The organism is Micromonospora tulbaghiae, from assembly GCF_900091605.1.
Classification (GTDB): Bacteria; Actinomycetota; Actinomycetes; order Mycobacteriales; family Micromonosporaceae; genus Micromonospora; species Micromonospora tulbaghiae.
On record NZ_FMCQ01000001.1, the window covers coordinates 357,787 to 374,911 of the forward strand.

The 17,125-nt window shown below is 73.2% G+C and carries 14 protein-coding genes; 7 read left to right on the forward strand and 7 right to left on the reverse strand.

Features of this window, described 5'->3' with window-relative positions; all coding sequences use genetic code 11:
- Positions 1-3: 3 nt before the first annotated feature.
- From GA0070562_RS01700 to GA0070562_RS01710, 3 genes are all read right to left on the reverse strand, one after another.
- Positions 4-2,520, reverse strand: a complete 2,517-nt coding sequence (locus GA0070562_RS01700) for a polynucleotide kinase-phosphatase (protein WP_091413812.1) — start codon at positions 2,518-2,520, stop codon at positions 4-6.
- Entirely contained in the window at positions 2,517-4,004 is a 1,488-nt protein-coding gene (locus tag GA0070562_RS01705) for a 3' terminal RNA ribose 2'-O-methyltransferase Hen1 (protein WP_091413814.1), read from the reverse strand. The genes GA0070562_RS01700 and GA0070562_RS01705 overlap by 4 nt, the downstream gene beginning before the upstream one ends.
- Positions 4,005-4,222: 218 nt before the next feature.
- Positions 4,223-5,797: an LPXTG cell wall anchor domain-containing protein gene (locus GA0070562_RS01710; protein ID WP_091413968.1), complete on the reverse strand. Its 1,575-nt coding sequence runs from the start codon at positions 5,795-5,797 to the stop codon at positions 4,223-4,225.
- A gap of 165 nt (positions 5,798-5,962) precedes the next feature.
- On the opposite strand from GA0070562_RS01710, the gene GA0070562_RS01715 reads away from it, so the two are divergent.
- The gene (locus tag GA0070562_RS01715; protein WP_091414070.1) at positions 5,963-6,445 is read left to right on the forward strand and encodes a SigE family RNA polymerase sigma factor; all 483 of its coding nucleotides are present in this window, start codon (positions 5,963-5,965) and stop codon (positions 6,443-6,445) included.
- Entirely contained in the window at positions 6,445-7,494 is a 1,050-nt protein-coding gene (locus tag GA0070562_RS01720) for an LCP family protein (protein ID WP_091414076.1), read from the forward strand. Before GA0070562_RS01715 ends, GA0070562_RS01720 begins: the two co-directional genes overlap by 1 nt.
- A 12-nt stretch (positions 7,495-7,506) precedes the next feature.
- Here the strand turns inward: GA0070562_RS01720 and GA0070562_RS01725 are convergent, their stop codons facing one another.
- Positions 7,507-7,719, reverse strand: a complete 213-nt coding sequence (locus GA0070562_RS01725) for a hypothetical protein (RefSeq protein ID WP_091414081.1) — start codon at positions 7,717-7,719, stop codon at positions 7,507-7,509.
- A 138-nt stretch (positions 7,720-7,857) separates the two neighbouring features.
- Here GA0070562_RS01725 and GA0070562_RS01730 point away from each other — a divergent pair, with 138 nt between their 5' ends.
- Positions 7,858-8,241, forward strand: a complete 384-nt coding sequence (locus GA0070562_RS01730) for a phage holin family protein (protein WP_073826809.1) — start codon at positions 7,858-7,860, stop codon at positions 8,239-8,241.
- Positions 8,242-8,403: 162 nt separating this feature from the next.
- Positions 8,404-9,426, forward strand: a complete 1,023-nt coding sequence (gene fbaA, locus GA0070562_RS01735) for a class II fructose-bisphosphate aldolase (protein WP_091414083.1) — start codon at positions 8,404-8,406, stop codon at positions 9,424-9,426.
- Between the two features lie 55 nt (positions 9,427-9,481).
- Here the strand turns inward: fbaA and GA0070562_RS01740 are convergent, their stop codons facing one another.
- Positions 9,482-10,696, reverse strand: coding sequence for an LOG family protein (locus GA0070562_RS01740; protein ID WP_175438588.1), 1,215 nt, complete (start codon positions 10,694-10,696; stop codon positions 9,482-9,484).
- 261 nt (positions 10,697-10,957) lie between these two features.
- Between GA0070562_RS01740 and GA0070562_RS01745 the strand changes: the two genes are divergently transcribed.
- Positions 10,958-11,386, forward strand: coding sequence for a DUF3151 domain-containing protein (locus tag GA0070562_RS01745; protein ID WP_091414087.1), 429 nt, complete (start codon positions 10,958-10,960; stop codon positions 11,384-11,386).
- A 48-nt stretch (positions 11,387-11,434) separates the two neighbouring features.
- Here GA0070562_RS01745 and GA0070562_RS01750 read toward each other — a convergent pair whose 3' ends face one another.
- Positions 11,435-13,432 carry a chromosome partitioning protein gene (locus GA0070562_RS01750; RefSeq protein WP_091414089.1) on the reverse strand — a complete coding sequence of 666 codons (1,998 nt, stop codon included), beginning with the start codon at positions 13,430-13,432 and terminating at the stop codon, positions 11,435-11,437.
- Positions 13,433-13,506: 74 nt separating this feature from the next.
- Positions 13,507-14,505: a diacylglycerol kinase family protein gene (locus tag GA0070562_RS01755; protein WP_091414092.1), complete on the reverse strand. Its 999-nt coding sequence runs from the start codon at positions 14,503-14,505 to the stop codon at positions 13,507-13,509.
- A gap of 121 nt (positions 14,506-14,626) precedes the next feature.
- On the opposite strand from GA0070562_RS01755, the gene GA0070562_RS01760 reads away from it, so the two are divergent.
- Both GA0070562_RS01760 and GA0070562_RS01765 read left to right on the forward strand, forming a co-directional pair.
- Complete coding sequence (locus GA0070562_RS01760) at positions 14,627-15,916, forward strand: adenylosuccinate synthase (RefSeq protein WP_091414093.1); 1,290 nt, start codon at positions 14,627-14,629, stop codon at positions 15,914-15,916.
- A gap of 214 nt (positions 15,917-16,130) precedes the next feature.
- Positions 16,131-17,054: a type IV toxin-antitoxin system AbiEi family antitoxin domain-containing protein gene (locus tag GA0070562_RS01765; protein WP_091414095.1), complete on the forward strand. Its 924-nt coding sequence runs from the start codon at positions 16,131-16,133 to the stop codon at positions 17,052-17,054.
- Positions 17,055-17,125 lie beyond the last annotated feature (71 nt).

The window sequence follows — 17,125 nt, forward strand, 5'->3', positions numbered from 1 at the left end:
TCGTCAGAGGCGGGGGTCGACCGGCTCGGACTCGCAGGCGAGGATCGCGAACACCAGCTCGTGGCGGCGCCAGAGCGGGGCGTCCTCGGCCAGCGCGTCCAGTGCGGCCAGGCCCAGGCCGTGCTCCCGCAGGGCGAGCCCGCGCTTACGTCCCAGCGAACGGCGGCGCAACGCGGCGAGCTGCGCCGGCCCGGTGTACCCGGGACCGTAGATGATCCGCAGGTACTCCCGCCCCCGGCACTTGATCCCCGGCTGGAGCAGCGCGCCCTTCGGCGAACGGGCGGCCAGGCCCGCGTACGGCTTGACCACCATGCCCTCGCCGCCGGCCGCGGTGAGCGCCAGCCACCACTCGGTGGCGTCGCCCACCGCCGACTCGTCGGCCAGGTCCACCACCCGCCGCCGGGTCGGGGTGAAGAACTCCGGGTCGGCGGCGCAGAGCCGGTCGGCCAGCGCCAGGTGCCAGCCGTGGTCGCGCTCGGCGTAGCTCACCCCCGCCCCGGCCAGCACCGCGAACGGCGCCAGCGTCACCCCGCGCAGCCCGTCGGTCGGCCGGACGTACGCCCGGTAGGCCGCCGAGTAGGCGGTGACCTCGGCGGCCCGGCCGGCCATCCGGTCGCGCAGCGCATCCACCGGCAGGCCGCGTCCGGCGGCGGTGTCCAGCGCGGCGAACACCGCCGGCAGCGCGGCCCGCCCGGCCGCGCCGACGCCGGCGTACTGCTCGCGGATCAACCCGCCCGCCTTCGCCGACCAGGGCAGCAGCTCGGCGTCGAGCAGCAGCCAGTCGGTGCCCAGCTCGGCCCAGAGGCCGGCGGTGGTGACCGCGGCGCGCACCCGGGCCAGCAGCTCGTCGTCGAGCGGCGGGCCGAAGAACGGCCTGCCGGTACGGGTGTGCACGCCGCCGCCGCCCAAACGGCCCGGCTCCCGCTCCACGAGCACCACCGCCCGCGAGCCCATGTGCTTCTCCTCGCAGACGACCCGGTCGACGCCGGCCGCGCGGTAGTCGGCGAACGCCTCGGCCGGGTGCTCCAGGAACCCGTCCACAGTCGACGTCGAGCAGGGCGCCATGGTCGGCGGCAGCCACACCAGCCGGCCCGGGTCGACCGCGAAGCGGCTCATCACCTCCAGCGCGGCGGCGGCGTTCTCGGCCGGCACGGTCAGCGACCCGTACGCGTGGGTGAGGTGCCGCCGCCCGGTCACGTCGGCCAGGTCCAGCACGGTGTCCGGCCGCGCCGGCGCGACCGGTACCAGCGGGCGGGCCGGGGCGTACCACTCCTTCACCGCCGGGACGGCCACCAGCTCCTTCTCCGGGTAGCGCAGCGCGGTGAGCTGCCCGCCGAACACGCAACCGGTGTCCAGGCAGATGGTGTTGTTCACCCACTCCGGCTCGGGCGTCGGCGTGTGCCCGTACACGACCATCGCCGAACCTCGGTAGTCCCGCGCCCACGGGTAGCGCACCGGCAGGCCGTACTCGTCGGTCTCGCCGGTGGTCTCGCCGTAGAGCGCGAACGACCGCACCCGGCCGGACGCCCGTCCCTGGTACGCCTCCTTCAGGCCGGCGTGCGCCACCACGAGCCGGCCGCCGTCGAGCACGTAGTGGCTGACCAGGCCGTCGATGAACGTCTCCACACCGGCGACGAACTCCGGCGGCTCGGCGGCGAGCTGCTCCATCGTCTCGGCCAGGCCGTGGGTCAGCCGGACGTCCCGGCCGCGCAGCTTGCGCAGCAGCTTCTGCTCGTGGTTGCCCGGCACGCAGATCGCGTGGCCGGCCGCCACCATGCCCATCACCAGGCGGAGCACGCCCGGCGAGTCCGGGCCGCGGTCCACCAGGTCACCCACGAACACCGCCGTACGCCCCGACGGGTGCGCCGCGTCCACCGGGCGGCCCGCGTCGTCGTGGCGCAGCACGTAGCCGAGCCGGGACAGCAGCGCCTCCAGCTCGGTACGGCAGCCGTGCACGTCCCCGATCACGTCGAACGGGCCGGTCAGCTCCCGCCGGTCGTTGAACAGCTTCTCGTAGCGGATCTCCGCGGCGTCGATCTCCTCCACCCCGCGCAGCACGTGCACCTTGCGGAAGCCCTCGCGGGCCAGCCGCCCGTACGACTGCCGCAGGTCGCGGCGCATCCGGTTGAGCACCTGCCGGCCGTGCGTCCGGTCGGCGCGCGCCTCCGTACGCTCCCAGGCCACCGCCTCCGGCACGTCCAGCACGATCGCCACCGGCAGCACGTCGTGCTCCCGGGCCACCCGGATCAGCCCGGCGCGCGCGTGTGGCTGGAGGTTGGTCGCGTCGACCACCGTCAGCAGTCCCCGCCGCAGCCGGATGGCGGCGACATGGTGCAGCGCGTCGAACGCGTCGGCGGACGCGGACTGGTCGTTCTCGTCGTCGGCCACCAGGCCGCGGAACGTGTCCGAGGAGAGCACCTGGCTGGGCGCGAAGTGCCGCCGGGCGAACGTGGACTTGCCGGAGCCGGAGACGCCGACGAGCGCCACCAGTGCCAGCTCGGGGATGTCCAGGACGGTCATCGGTTCGTCGCCTCCTTCCGGTCGTCGCTGTCGTTCCGGTCGCGCCGGTCGGCGCGTTCGTCGCGGTCGGCGCGGGTGAGCACCGCCATCTGGGTCGGCGTCCCCACCTCCGGGTCGTCGTCTCCGACACCGCCGAGCACCGCCGTGTAGCCGTGCGCCGCGGCCACCCGCTCCACCCAGGCGGCGAACTCGGCCCGGGTCCACTCGAACCGGTGGTCGGCGTGCCGGAACCGGTCCGGCCCGAGCCCCTCGTAGCGCACGTTGTACTCGACGTTCGGGGTGGTCACCACCACCGTGCCGGGCCGGGCGTGACCGAACACCGCGTCCTCCAGCGCCGGCAGGCGCGGCGGGTCGAGGTGCTCGACGACCTCCATCAGCACCGCCGCGTCGTACCCCCGGAGCCGGTCGTCGCGGTAGGTCAACGCGGACTGCCGCAGCCGGATCCGGTCCCGCTGCCGCTCCGGCAGACGGTCCAGGCGCAGCCGCCGGGCCGCCAGGCCGAGCGACCGGTCCGACACGTCGACGCCCACCACCTCGGTGAACCGCCGGTCGGCGACGAGCGCGGTGAGCAGCGCGCCGCCACCGCAACCCAGGTCCAGCACCCGGCTCGCGCCGCTGTCCCGCAGCGCGGCGAGCACCGCCTCCCGCCGCCGTACCGCGAGCGAGGCGCGGCGGACGTCCTCCACCGCGACGACTTCTCCGGTGGCGGGCTCGATGCTGTCGTCGGCGGGCGGCTCGTCGGCCAGCCGCAGCTCGGTCAGCCGGGCCATCGCCTCGCCCGCGAGCGCCCGGCGGTGCGCCAGGTAGCGGCGCGTGATCAGGCCCCGCTCCGGATGACCGGCCAGCCAGCCGGCACCGGCGCGCAGCAGCTTGTCCACCTCGTCCGGCGCCACCCAGTAGTGCTTGGCGTCGTCGAGCACCGGCAGCAGCACGTACAGGTGGTTGAGGGCGTCGGCGAGCCGCAGCGTGCCGGTCAGCGTCAGGTCGACGTAGCGGCTGTCACCCCACTCCGGGAACGTCTCGTCGAGCGGGATCGGGTCGGCCGTCACGGTCCAGCCCAGCGGGGCGAAGATCCGTACCGCCAGGTCGGCGCCGCCCCGGCAGCGCAGCACCGGCACCCGTACGGCCAGCGGGATCGCGCTCGCGGCCAGCTCGGGACGATCGCGCGACTCGCCCCGCAGGGCGGAGCGGAACACCTTCGCCAGCGCCGACGAGAGCAGGCTCGACGCCGCGTACGGGCGGTCGTTGACGTACTGCCCGAGCGCGAAGCCCTCCGGCGCCCGGTTCTTCCGGCCGCCGCCCAGCTTGAGCGGATCGACCTCGACCAGCAGCGCAGCGGTGCAGCGCGCCTCGTCCGCCTCCGGGTAGAACACGTGCGCGGCGCCGGCGGGCAGGTCGAAGCTCTGCACGCGGTCCGGATGCTTCACCAGGAGGTGGCCGAGGTCGGTCGCCGGGCGGTGTGTCGTGGTCAGGGTCAGCAGCACTTGTCGATGATCTCGCTTTGTTCTGGTTTCTGTCGTGGGGGTTTCCGGGGGAGCCCGGCCCGCTCCGGGCGGTCAGGCTTGATCCCTGCGCGGGCCGGGCTCACCCGGAAACCTGACGTGGTCCCGGTCGCGTCGACCTGTGCTGCCTGTTGGTTCGGCTTCTATGTGGCGGTGCCCCGCCGACCCTTGGGTCGACGGGGCACCTGGAGTGCTTCGGGTCAGGCTACGAAGCGGGTCTTGCGACGACGGGTCAGCACGTAGCCGACCGCACCGGCGGCGAGCAGCAGCGCGCCGACGCCGGCGATCAGGCCGGTGGAGGAACCGGTGATCGGCAGCGTGCCGCCGTCACCGCCGCCCTGGCCACCGTCGCCGCCACCCGCAGCGGCGTTGACGACGACCTTGGCGGTGTCGTTGGCCGGCTTCAGGTCACGGTAGAAGCCACCGTCGCACTCGCACGGCACGTTGATCTTCACGAGGCCGGTGTCGTTGGCGATCACCTTGTCGATCTTCAGGCCGAAGTCGAGCGTGACGGTCTCGCCGGCCTTCAGCAGCGAGCCGAAGTAGCAGCGGTAGTGACGCCCACCCGGCTGGCCGGGCTCACCCCACTCGTCGCCCTTGACCGGGAAGCAGTTCTCCGGGACGGCCGTCGTGGTGGTGCCCTTCGGCACGTCGAAGGTCAGGTAGGTGACCGAGCTGCCGGAACGGCTGTAGTCGAGGGTGGCCGGGCCGTTGTTGCGCAGACCGATGGCCGCCTTGACCGTCGCGCCCGCCTTGCCGGTCACGGCGGCGCCGAGCGCCTCCAGGTCGGTGCCGTTGTTGCCGGTGACCTTCACCTCGAGGTACGTGCCGTTGTTCTCCGGCCGGGGGTCGGCCTGGAAGCCCCGCGCCGTGGCCTTGCCGGCGGCCTCGGCCAGCGTCAGCTTGCCGTCGGTGCCCGGCTTGCCGATGGTCACGTCGTAGTTGTCGAGGTAGCCCTCGAAGTCCTCGAACTCGTCCGGCGTCATCCAGATGATCTCGCCGTACTTGGAGCCGGGCGCCATGCTGTCCGCGCCGAGCGCGTACGGCAGGGTCGCGCCGAACGTACCGCCGGCGGGAAGCTCCTCGTCGAACCGGCAGGTGCGCAGCTCGTCGCCGACGTACGTGCAGTTGCTGTAGTGCTTGGTGGAGTTCAGGCCGTAGTCGTTGTAGAAGATGACGGCGGCGCCCTTGGCGGTGGTCTCGCCGGCGTTCGTCACCTTCAGCGGCGCGGTGAAGCTCTTGCCGGGGGCGGCAGACACCGTGGTCTCCGGGCCGGCCGCCAGGTCGACGCCCTCACCGACGCGCACCTTGGCCTCGTGCGAGACGCCGTCGAAGCCGTTCGCCGACAGCGTCACCTTGATCGTGCCGGTGTCGCCGTCCGCGGCCTTGCCGGTGGCCTTGATCTGCACCGGGAAGAGCCCGCCATGGCCCCACTCGTCGACCTCCACCTCCCACGGCGACGTGCACACGAGCACGTTCGCGGAGGGCGAGGTGCAGTCGGCGGAGGTGTCCTCATCCTTGCCGACGGTCACCTTGCCGGCGAGGCCGGTGAAGTCGTAGCGGACGGTGAGGTCGTGCAGCACGACCGGAGCCGAGCTGTGGACGGTGCTGGACTCGATCTTGCCGTCCGAATCGGTGGCGATCGTCGTGTCGCCGAAGTAGACGCCGAGCTTGATCTCGGAGTCCGCGGCGAAGCCGGGGGTGGCGGAGGCGGCGACGAACGCGCCTGCGACGCCCAACCCGGCGAGCCAGCGCCGGGTGGAGTTGCTGAGCATGTGGGGGTCCTCCCGTGGGGTGATCAGGTGGAGCCCACGGAGCTTAAAGATTCCTTAAAGGAGCGCGTTGTCCCACATCATGAATATTGACCGAACGGATGATCGGCGCCACCGCAATGTTCCGGCCGCCCGGGACCGTCCATCAATCGGACACCGGGAGGTGCAGTGACGTACGAGGAGTTCGCCGACGCGCGGTTGGGCGCCCTGCTGCGGTACGCGGTCATGCTGACCGGGGATCCGCACCAGGCCCAGGACCTGGTGCAGGAGACCATGGTCCGGGTCCAGCTCAACTGGCGGCGGGTGGCCCGTACCGACGCCCCGGAGCGGTACGTGCGCCGGATGCTCACCAACCAGTTCATCGACTGGCGGCGCGGATCGTGGGCGCGGCGGGTGCTGCTACGCGGCGAGGCGGACCAGTCGGTGCCCGCGCCGACCGACCACGCCCAGTCCGCCGTGGACCGGGACCAGATCCGGTCCTGGCTGTCCCGGCTGCCCCGGCGGCAGCGCGCCGCCCTGGTGCTGCGCTACTACGAGGACCTGCCGGACGGGGAGATCGCCGAAATCCTCGGCTGCGCCGTGGGCACCGTCCGGTCCAGCATCTCGCGCGCGCTGGCCACCCTCCGAGCCGAACTCGTGGAGGTCTGCTGATGATCGAGGACGAGCTGCGGGCCGCGTTCGCCCGCATCGAGGAGTCGACCCCGCCCGTCGGCCCGCTCCGGGTCGCCGTCGACCGGGCGGTGATCAGTCGCCGTCGGCGCCGCCGGCGCGTACGCCTGGCCGGCACGGCGCTGGCGGTCGCGGCCGTCGCGCTCGTCGGTTTCACAGCGATGGCGCCCCGGCCGCCGGCGCCGACGGCGGCACCCGCGCTTCCCACGCCGGTGCCGGAGGCCGCCGGCGCGCTGAACCTGCTGCTGGTCGGCGTCGACCAGTCGGCCGGCAGCCGGCGCGCCGACTCGGTCCTGCTGGTGCACCTGCCGGCCGACCGGAGCCGGCTCTACCTCGTGTCGCTCCCGCGTGACCTGCTGGTGCCGTCGCAGGGCGGGACGGAGAAGCTCAACGCGACGTTCTCCCGGGCCGCCGGTTCGGGCACCGACCTGGCCGCCGGCTACCGGACGACCCGCGAGGCGGTCGCCCGGCTGACCGGGGTACGCGTCGACGCCGGCGCGGTGCTCACGTACCCGGGAGCACGTGAGCTGACGGACGCGGTCGGCGGTGTGCCGGTCTGCCTGCCCGCGCCGGTGCGCTCGGTGCACACCGAGCGGCGTTTCCCGGCCGGATGCCAGCGGCTGAACGGCGCGGCGGCGGTGGACCTGCTGCGGCAGCGGTACGGCCTGCGCGACGGCGGGCTGGACCGGGACCGCAACGCGGCGCGCTACGCCGCCGGCCTGCTCCGCCAACTGCGGGAGCAGGGGACGGTGACCGACCCGGCACAGCTCGGCCGGCTGCTGCTGCGGGTCGGACCGGCCGTCACGGCGGACACCGGCGACCTGTCGCTGCCGGCGCTGGTGGCCGCGAGCGGCCGCGCTGCCGCCGCCGAGCCGGTCGGGCTCAGCTTTCCGGTGGACTTCGACGACTGGACAGGTCGCGGATTCGAGCCGGATCCGACGCTCGCCCCGGGTTTCCTGGACGCGTTGCGCGCGGATCGGCTGGCCCAGTGGGCCGCCGCCCACCCGGACCGGGTCACCGCCCTGCGGTGACCGGGTGCCGGCTCAGCGGTAGTCGTCCTCGTCGGCGGTGACGACGCGGGCCTGCTCCATGGCGTCCCAGTCGTCGACCTCCATGCCCCGGTGCGGCTCGCCGTCGGTGTCGTCCGGGGTCACAGTGGTGGCCTGCTCGACCGCGTCGGCCGGCTCGGCCTCCAGATCCCGCTCCTCCGGGGCGAGGTGGTCACTGGGGGCGAAGTCCTCGTCGGGCTGACCCATCGTCCCTCCCTGTTCTCCGTGCGGGCATCGTCCCCACCACCGTACGGGCTGCTCCGGGCCACCGCTGGGTGGCGGGCGGAACGGCGGAGTCGGCGATTGTCCCGCTCCCGGCGCGCGGCCGGTGCCAGGATGGATGCCATGGGCTTCCTGATCCGACTGGCGATCACCGCGGTCGCGTTGTGGATCGCGACGCTGATCGTGCCCGGAGTGGAGGTGAGCGGCCGCAACACCGGCAACAACGTGCTCACCCTGATCGTGGTGGCACTGGTCTTCGGTGTGGTCAACGCGGTGCTCAAGCCGCTCATCAAGGTGTTCGGCTGCGTGTTCTACCTGCTCACACTCGGTCTGTTCGCGCTCGTGGTGAACGCTCTGCTGTTCCTGTTGACCGACTGGATCGCCGGCGTGCTGAAGCTCCCGTTCCACGTGGACGGCTTCTGGGCCGCCTTCTGGGGCGCCATCGTGGTCGCGGTGGTGAGCTGGCTGATCAGCGTCGTCGTACCGGACCGGCTGGAGAATCGGTGAGCGGCGTCCGGGCCGGTTGTGCCCCGCTCACGCTCCTGCGGGATACTGCCCGCGGTGGACAGCGCGGTCCGGCGCACCCGTGGACGTGAGCGACCGGAACGGTCGCGCCCATGGAAGACAGCGGCCTGCACGGCCGAGAGCGGTAAGTAAGGAGCGTTCGACATGCCCATCGCTTCCCCCGAGGCTTACGCGGAGATGCTGGACCGGGCCAAGGCCGGCCGGTACGCGTACCCCGCGATCAACGTGACCTCCTCGCAGACGCTGAACGCGGCGCTCAAGGGCTTCGCCGATGCGGAGAGCGACGGCATCATCCAGGTCTCCACGGGTGGCGCGGAGTACCTGTCCGGCCCGTCCGTGAAGGACATGGTGACCGGCGCGGTGGCGTTCGCCGCGTACGCGCACGAGGTCGCCAAGAAGTACCCGGTCAACATCGCGCTGCACACCGACCACTGCCCGAAGGACAAGCTGGACAAGTTCGTCCGGCCGCTGATGGCCATCTCGCAGGAGCGCGTCAAGGCCGGCCAGGAGCCGCTGTTCCAGTCGCACATGTGGGACGGCTCGGCCGTGCCGGTGGCGGAGAACCTGGAGATCGCCGAGCAGCTGCTCGCCGAGGCCGCCAAGGGCAAGATCGTCCTCGAGATCGAGGTCGGCGTCGTCGGCGGCGAGGAGGACGGCGTCGAGAACGCCATCAACGACAAGCTCTACACCACCGTCGAGGACGGCCTGGCCATGGTCGACGCGCTCGGCCTGGGCGAGAAGGGCCGCTACATGGCGGCGCTGACCTTCGGCAACGTGCACGGCGTCTACAAGCCGGGCAACGTCAAGCTGCGCCCCGAGGTGCTCAAGCAGATCCAGGACGCGGTCGGCGCCAAGTACGGCAAGGAGAAGCCGCTCAGCCTGGTCTTCCACGGCGGCTCCGGCTCGCTGCTGTCGGAGATCCGGGAGGCGCTGGACTACGGCGTGGTGAAGATGAACATCGACACCGACACCCAGTACACCTTCACCCGCCCGGTCGCGGACCACATGCTCCGCAACTACGACGGCGTGCTGAAGGTCGACGGCGAGGTCGGCAACAAGAAGATGTACGACCCGCGCGTCTGGGGCAAGGCCGCCGAGGCCGGCATGGCCGCCCGCGTGGTCGAGGCCTGCGAGCACCTGCGCTCCACCGGCACCACCATGAAGTGACGCCTCGCGCGTGAACGGAAGGCCGGTGCCCGGGCGGGTGCCGGCCTTCCGTGTCTCATCCGGCGGTCAGCACCCGGACGGCGTCGCGGACGTCGTCGGTCACGTGGATCGTGTGCGACAGGTCGCCGAACGGGGACGCGGCGAACAGCGGCCGCAGCAGCGACTCCACCGGCAGCTCCGTGGTCCAGTACGCGCGGTCCAGGAAGACGTACGCCCCGCTGGCCCCGTCGGTGCCGTAGAACGTCTTGGTGGCCGCCTGGAACACCTCCTGCACGGTGCCGGCCTTGCCGGGCGCGAACACGATCCCGCCCCGGGCCAGCCGCAGGATCGTGTCCTCCCGGATGGCGTTGGAGAAGTACTTCGCGATCCGGCCCGCGAACAGGTTCGCCGGCTCGTGGCCGTACAGCCAGGTGGGGATGGCCAGCCCGCCGGAACGGGCCCACTCGGTGCCGGGTGCGGACGGGCGGGGCGACGGCAGCGTCGGGCCGTCCGCGTACCGCCTGCGCACCGCCAGCGCCGCCGCCGTGTACCGGTCGTGGTCGGTGAAGTCCGGCGCGACGGCGAGCACGTCGATCGCGGCGGACAACTCCTCGGCCGGCCAGGCCGCGAGGAACGCGCCGAGGTTCGCCGCCTCCATCACGCCCGGACCGCCGCCGGTGACCACCAGGCGGTCGGCCCGCGCCAGCTCCCAGCCCAGCACGGCGGCCATCCGGTACGCGACGCTGCCGCGCGGCACCGCGTGCCCGCCCATGACGCCCACCACCGACTGCGGTCCGTGCGCGGCCAGCCACGACCGGGTGGCGTCGGCCAGGGCGTTGTCCACGCCGTGGTCGTGCAGTCGCTGACCGAGCGCCTCGCGTACGTCCGGCAGCGCGCCGCCGTGCGCCCGGAAGTGCGCGTACACCCGGGTGTCGTACATCTCGGCGAACCCGCCCTCGGCGAACCCGGCGGCCAGCTCGTCGGCGGTGTAGAGGTGCGACGGCTGAGTCGGGTACGGCAGCCCGGAGAACGGCGGGACCACGTTGGCGCCCCGGCGGACCAGGTCCGCGCCCACCTCGCGGCCGGCGAAGCGGCAGCCCACGAAGAGCGTGCCGGTGACGTCGACGCCGCGCAGGTCGGGAACCGGGTCGAGGTCGAGGCGCAGGCCCTGCACGGTCAGGCCGGCCAGGGTTCCCCCGGCCAGCCGCTGCTCGAACGCGGTTCGGGTCTCGATCTCGTTGGCGTGGGGCGCGTGCGGCTCGATGACGTCCGCGGGTGGTGGGGTCGGCACCAGGCCATCCTGCCCCCGCACGGCAAGTGCCGAAACCGGGGCGGGTACGACAGGAGCCCGGCGGGCACGCCGCCGGGCTCCTGCGTAACCGGGTCCTGGGGAGGCTCCGGATCTGTATTTGTAGTGCAAGAACCACGGCGGCGGCATGGGCCGCGGGTACGTGTGCTCCAGCCGCAGGCGTGACGAAACCCTCAGCCGTTCAGCCAGCCGTACGGGCGAGGCCCCTCGCGTACCCGAGGGCGAAGCGGGTTGAATGGGGCGATGCAGAACCTGTTGCCTGAGCCACCGGCCACCCTGCTCCCTACCCACGAGGAGGCCGACGCCGCGCTGGCGGCGGCGGCCGAGCAGGGCACCGACGAGGCGTACGCCGAGGTCGCGGCCCGTTTCCCGACCTACAGCGCGGCCTGGGCCGCGCTGGCCGGCCGCGCGCTCGCCGCGGATCAGGTCGTCACGGCGTACGCGTACGCCCGCACCGGCTACCACCGGGGCCTCGACCAGCTGCGCCGCAGCGGCTGGAAGGGCCACGGCCCGGTGCCCTGGTCGCACAAGCCCAACCGGGGCTTCCTCCGCTGCCTCTACGTGCTGTCCCGCGCGGCGGGGGAGATCGGCGAGGCGGACGAGGCGGCCCGGTGCGCCCAGTTCCTCCGCGACTGCGACCCGGCCGCCGGCGACGCGCTGTCCGGCGACTGACCACTGCCGCGACGGCCGGCCTTCCGGTGGTCGGCCGTCGCGCCCGTCCTACAACCCTTCCGCCACCGACGCGGCGATCTTCAGCCAGGCGTCCCGGGTGGCGGAGGAGAGCTGCCCGTACCGCAGCGGCTCGCCGGTGTCGATGAGCCGCTCGTACGGCGCCAGCAGCACCGCCCGGGTCCGCGCCGCGAAGTGGGCCTGGATCGCGGGCAGGTCGATCTCCTTGCGCGACGGCGGCATCGAGACCACTGTGACCGCCTGCCGGACCAGCCGCTGCCGGCCGCTCTGCTCCAGGTGGTCGAGCATCCGGGCGGCGGTCTCGGCCGAGTCGTTCCGGGCCGACATGGTGACCACGAGCTGATCGGTGGCGTCCATCGCGGCCTGCCAGTTCTGCGCCCGGACGTTGTTCCCGGTGTCCACGAAGATCAGCTTGTAGAACCGGCTGACCACCTCACGGATCTCCGCGAACGCGGCTGCGGTGAGCATCTCGCCACCGGTCGCGGACTCGTCCGAGGCCAGCACGTCGAACATGCCCTCGCCCTGTGAGCGGACGTACTGCGACAGGTCACCCACCCGGCCGTGCGGCCCCTGGAACTGGGCCAGGTCGCGCAGCATGTCCCGCACCGTACGGGCGTGGAAGTCCTGCTGCGCGCGCATGCCGAGGGTGCCCTGGGTCTCGTTGTTGTCCCAGGCCAGCACGTATCCGCCGCGCTTCTGGCCGAACGTCATGGCGAGCAGCAGGATGGCCACCGTCTTGCCGGCGCCGCCCTTCGGGTTGACCACTGTCACCTGGCGCAGGCCGCCGAAGTTGCGGCGGACCATCTCGATGTCGCGCTTCGTCTCCTGCTCGTGCCGCCCCGGCGCGAGCCGGACCAGCCCGATCTTGTTGACCACCGCGCGTACGCCCATGGTGGCCACCGGGTCGACCGGCCGGGCCTGGCGGCGGCGGGCGAAGTCCTCGGCGGTCGGGGGCACCGCCTGCTGCGGCGTCCAGCCCTGCTCCGGGTGAGCCGGAGGCTGATGCGATGGTGGGGGCGCCACCGGGCCGGACACCGGCGCCTGCGGGGGCATCGGGCCGCCCGGCTGTGGCACGCCGGCCTGGGGCGTCCAGCCGGGCGGCGGGTACCAGCCGGGCTGACCGGGTTGCGGCGGGTACCCGGGCTGGCCGGGCTGCGGCGAATACCCGGGCTGGCCGGGTTGCGGCGGGTACCCGGGCGACGGGTAGCCGGTGCCGTACGCGGACGGCTGCGCCGGAACGCCCGGCGACGGCGGGAACGGCCCGAGGCGGGGCGGCGACTCCGGAGCGGGCTCGCCCGGCCCGGCCGGTCCCGTGCCGGATTCCGGCGTCGGCTCCGCCGGCGTCCCGGCGACAGCGGCCCGGCCCGTGGCGGTGCCCTCGGTGGGGAGGGCGTCGGACGGCATGAGCGGTGCCACGGTGGCGCGGCCGGAGGCGGTGCTGTCGGCCTCCGCTGCGTCGGACGGCGGAGCCGTGCCGTCGGCGGGGTCCGGCGTGGTGGCGGAATCCGAGCCGGCCCGCTGCGGCGGCTGAGCCCACGGCGAGGTGGTGCGTCCGTTCCCGGTGCCCTCGCCGGCAGAACCCGAGCCGGTGGTACCTGGGCCGGTGGTGCCGTTGGCGGGCGTTGTCGTCGGTGCGGGAGCCGCCTGCGACGTGGACGGGGGCGGGCTCACCGGCGCCGTGGCCGGCGAGCCGGCCGTGGCCGGCACACCAGGCGTCGTCGGCGCGTCGGAGACCACCGGTGAGCCGGACGCCGCCGGTACCGGCTGGGCCGGTGACGGGCCGGCCGTCGCCTGGTCGAGCGTGAACGGCAGGTCCAGATCGACAGCGGGCGCCGGTGGCGCCGGGACGTCCGCCGCCGCGGGTGTGGGAGCGTCGGCCGGCGGAAGCGGCCAGGGCACCGACGCCCACGGCGGGATCGCGGCCGCCGCCGCATCGGTCTCCTCCGGCGGCCAGAGCGGCTCGACGTCCCGCTGCGGCACCTGCGGTCGGCCCGGTACGTGGGCCCGGTCGTCGTTCTCGTGCACCACGGTTCCTCCCCATTCCTTCCGCCGAGGATAGGCGGTCCGGCCAGCGCCGCGAGCCGGGTGGGGATCGACCGAGGTCAGCCCGTCCAGACCGCCCAGGCGCCCGGCTCGGTCCACCAGGAGCGCTTGCGGCTCAGCTCGCCCTCGACGCCGTCGTCGAGGAAGGGCACCTTCTCGTCGCGGGGCACCACCGCCACCGCGCGGCCTCGCGCCCGGCGCACCTCCAGCCGGACCTTCTTCCGGCCCAACGCCGACCGGGTCACCACTGGTACGGCGACGCCCACCGTCACCCGCCCGTCGGCCGGATCCGGGCCGCCCAGCAGGTCCACCTCGCCCAGGCGCGCGTACCCGCCCGCGTTGCCGATCGCGCACGCGGTGATCGGCTCGGAGCCGTCGCTGAGCACCGTGCCGTCGACCTCGACCCGGGCCCGCCAGTGCAGCGGTCGGCCGGCGTCGTCGGCGGCGCCGAGCAGCGCTCCGTCGAGCGTCACCGAGCCGCCGTCGTTGCGCAGCAGGTCCAGCCGCCGGGCGGTGCCGTCCAGCACCGCGGCGGCCACACCCGCCGGATCCCGGGGCAGCCCGAGCTGTGCCGCCAGGTCCCGCGCCGTCCCGGACCGGGCCGGATCGAGCGGGAGTACGCCGACCGGGGGCAGGTCGGGCACCGTACGGCTGTCGGCCAGGTCCGCGGGGCGGCGACTCGGCGGCGGAGCGTACCGGCGGACCAGCCGGCGCAGGACGGCGCGCAACTGACCGTCACTCGCCGTGGCGACGATCAGCCTGGTCTTGCCGTCGGAATCCGGCCAGGTGAGGCCGTCGGCGCGCGGCGGACCGTCGAGGCGGGCCAGCACCTCGTCGATCTCGGAGTCCGACCGGGCGGTCACGGTGGTCACCCGGGCACCCCGGGCGGTCAGCTCGTCCGCGCAGGCCAGCACCGGTACGCGCGGCGTCTCGCAGCGTTCCTCGCCGGTCTCGGAGCCGGTGTCGTCCGCGCCGCCGCAGCAGGCGCCGCCGCTGCCGCAGCCACCACCGGGAGCGTCCCGCTCCGAGCCGAGGGTGAGCAGCACCACGTCGTACACGAAGGAGCCTCCTGCTTTCCGACCAACCCCTGCTGGTCCCACCGTCACTACTTGTTAGCCTGACACCCCGGGCTCGCTGACCGGTCGCCACCTGGCACCCGAGCCTTCTGGAGGCGAGAAGATGCCAGCGATCGTGCTGCTCGGCGCCCAGTGGGGCGACGAGGGCAAGGGCAAGGTTACCGACCTGCTGGGTGAGCGGGTCGACTACGTCGTGCGCTACTCCGGCGGCAACAACGCAGGCCACACGGTGATCACGCCGGACGGCCAGAAGTACGCGCTGCACCTCATGCCGTCCGGGGCGCTGTCACCGAGCGCGATGATCGTGATCGGTAACGGTGTGGTGGTCGACCCGAAGGTGCTGCTCCAGGAGATCGACGGGCTCGCCGAGCGTGGCGTGGACGTGTCTCGCCTGCGCATCTCCGGCGACGCGCACCTGATCATGCCGCACCACCGGGCGCTGGACCGGGTGGTCGAGCGCTACCTGGGCAGCTCCCGCATCGGCACCACCGGCCGGGGCATCGGCCCCGCGTACGGCGACAAGGTCGCCCGGATGGGCATCCGCCTGCAGGACCTGCTCGACCCGGGCATCCTGCGCAAGAAGCTCGAGCTGGCGCTCCGCGAGAAGAACCAGCTGCTGTTCAAGATCTACAACCGCAAGGCGATCGACGTGGAGGAGACCGTCGAGGAGTACCTCCAGTACGCCGAGCGGCTGCGCCCGTACATCGCCGAGACCCGGGTGATGCTCTGGGACGCGCTCGACCGCGGCGAGACCGTGCTGCTGGAGGGCGCCCAGGCCACCATGCTCGACATGGACCACGGCACCTACCCGTTCGTCACGTCGTCGAACCCGACGGCCGGCGGGGCGTGCGTGGGTGCCGGCATCCCGCCGACCGCGATCACCAAGGTCATCGCGGTGAGCAAGGCGTACACGACGCGGGTGGGCTCCGGCCCGTTCCCGACCGAGCTGTTCGACGACAACGGGCAGCACCTGCGCAAGGTCGGCCACGAGTACGGCACCACCACCGGCCGGGAGCGCCGCTGCGGCTGGTTCGACGCCGTGGTGGCCCGGTACGCGTGCCGCCTCAACGGCGTCACCGACCTGGTGGTCACCAAGCTGGACGTGCTGACCGGCCTGCCCAAGGTGCCGATCTGCGTCGGGTACGAGATCAACGGTGAGCGCTTCGACGACATGCCGATGACGCAGACGGACTTCCACCACGCCACGCCGATCTACGAAGAGCTCGACGGCTGGTGGGAGGACATCACCAAGGCGCGGACCGAGGACGAGCTCCCGGAGAACGCGAGGCGCTACATCGCCCGTATCGAGGAGCTGACCGGCACCCGGGTGAGCGTGGTAGGCGTAGGCCCAGGCCGAGAAGAAAACGTCCTCCGCCACCCCCTACTCCCCTAACCCCACCCCCACCCCCACCCTCGCCGGCCCCCGGCCCTTCACCTCGTGATCAAGGAGTTTGTGTTCAGTTCGGCGTCGGATCCGGACACAAACTCCTTGATCACCGAGGTGAAGGGCACGGGGGTGGAGGCGTGACGGGCTGCGGGAGGGTGGTTGTCCACAGGGGTGTCCACAGGGGTGTCGGCTGTGGGGTGGTGCGGGGGAGCCTGCGCGTGTGGGTGAATTCGACGAGCTGAGGCGGCTGGCCGCAACGCAGGGCGGGTTCGTGACGGCCGGGCAGGCGTTGCGCCTGGGCCTAGGCCGGGAGCAGATCAGGTATCTCGTCCGGTCCGGACGGTGGACGCGACTCTCGCGCGGCTGCTACCTGCCCTCCCCGGCCGGGCCGGCGCCGGTGGCACTGCGACGTGCCATGATCCGCGCCACGATCGCGAGCCTCGGGCAGGGCGCGGTCGCCGTGCTGAGTACCGCCGCCGAACTGCACGGCATCGCCGGCCTTGCACCGACGGCGGTGATCCACGTCTCGGTGCCGCCGGATCGACCGCACGTGCAGCGCCGAGCGGAGCCGGGCCTGACGATGCACCAGTTGGCGCTCGTCGATGCGGACGTGTGCCGGGTCGGCGGTGTACCGGTCACCACACCGGCGCGCACCGTCGCCGACGTGTTGCTACGCGCCCGGCGCTACCCGGCGGTGTGTGTCCTCGACTCCGCGCTCAACCAGGGGATCCTGGACGAGGACGACCTGCCCCTGGTGCTCGCGCACCTCGCCGGACGCCGAGGGGCGGTCGCCGCGCGGGGATACCTGGCCGAGGCGGACGGCCGGGCCCAGTCGCCCCTGGAGACCCGCGCCCGGCTCCGGTGCGTCGACGGTGGCGTGCCGCCGGACGTCCTGCAACTGCCGGTACGGGACGAGGACGGTTACCTGCTCGGCATCGGGGATCTGGCCTGGCGGCGCGCGCGCCTGATCGCGGAGGCGGACGGCCGGGCCCCGCACCTGACGCCCCAGGCCGTCTACGCGGACCGCTTCCGGCAGAACCGCCTGGTCAACGCCGGCTGGCGGATCCTCCGCTTCACCTGGTCCGACACCCTGCGCCCCGACTACATCCCCCAGACAGTCAAACACGCCCTGATGCGTCGGTGATCAAGGAGTTTGCGGACCCGAGCACCTCAATCTGAGACGCAAACTCCTTGATCGACGGGGTGGGGTGGGGT

Bases quoted from the DNA above. Each gene is read 5' to 3' on its own strand.
- GA0070562_RS01700 (WP_091413812.1), bottom strand. From the start codon at position 2,520: ATGACCGTCCTGGACATCCCCGAGCTGGCACTGGTGGCGCTCGTCGGC.
- fbaA (WP_091414083.1), top strand. From the start codon at position 8,404: ATGCCCATCGCTTCCCCCGAGGCTTACGCGGAGATGCTGGACCGGGCC.
- GA0070562_RS01710 (WP_091413968.1), bottom strand. From the start codon at position 5,797: ATGCTCAGCAACTCCACCCGGCGCTGGCTCGCCGGGTTGGGCGTCGCA.
- GA0070562_RS01720 (WP_091414076.1), top strand. From the start codon at position 6,445: ATGATCGAGGACGAGCTGCGGGCCGCGTTCGCCCGCATCGAGGAGTCG.
- GA0070562_RS01760 (WP_091414093.1), top strand. From the start codon at position 14,627: ATGCCAGCGATCGTGCTGCTCGGCGCCCAGTGGGGCGACGAGGGCAAG.
- GA0070562_RS01725 (WP_091414081.1), bottom strand. From the start codon at position 7,719: ATGGGTCAGCCCGACGAGGACTTCGCCCCCAGTGACCACCTCGCCCCG.
- GA0070562_RS01730 (WP_073826809.1), top strand. From the start codon at position 7,858: ATGGGCTTCCTGATCCGACTGGCGATCACCGCGGTCGCGTTGTGGATC.
- GA0070562_RS01745 (WP_091414087.1), top strand. From the start codon at position 10,958: ATGCAGAACCTGTTGCCTGAGCCACCGGCCACCCTGCTCCCTACCCAC.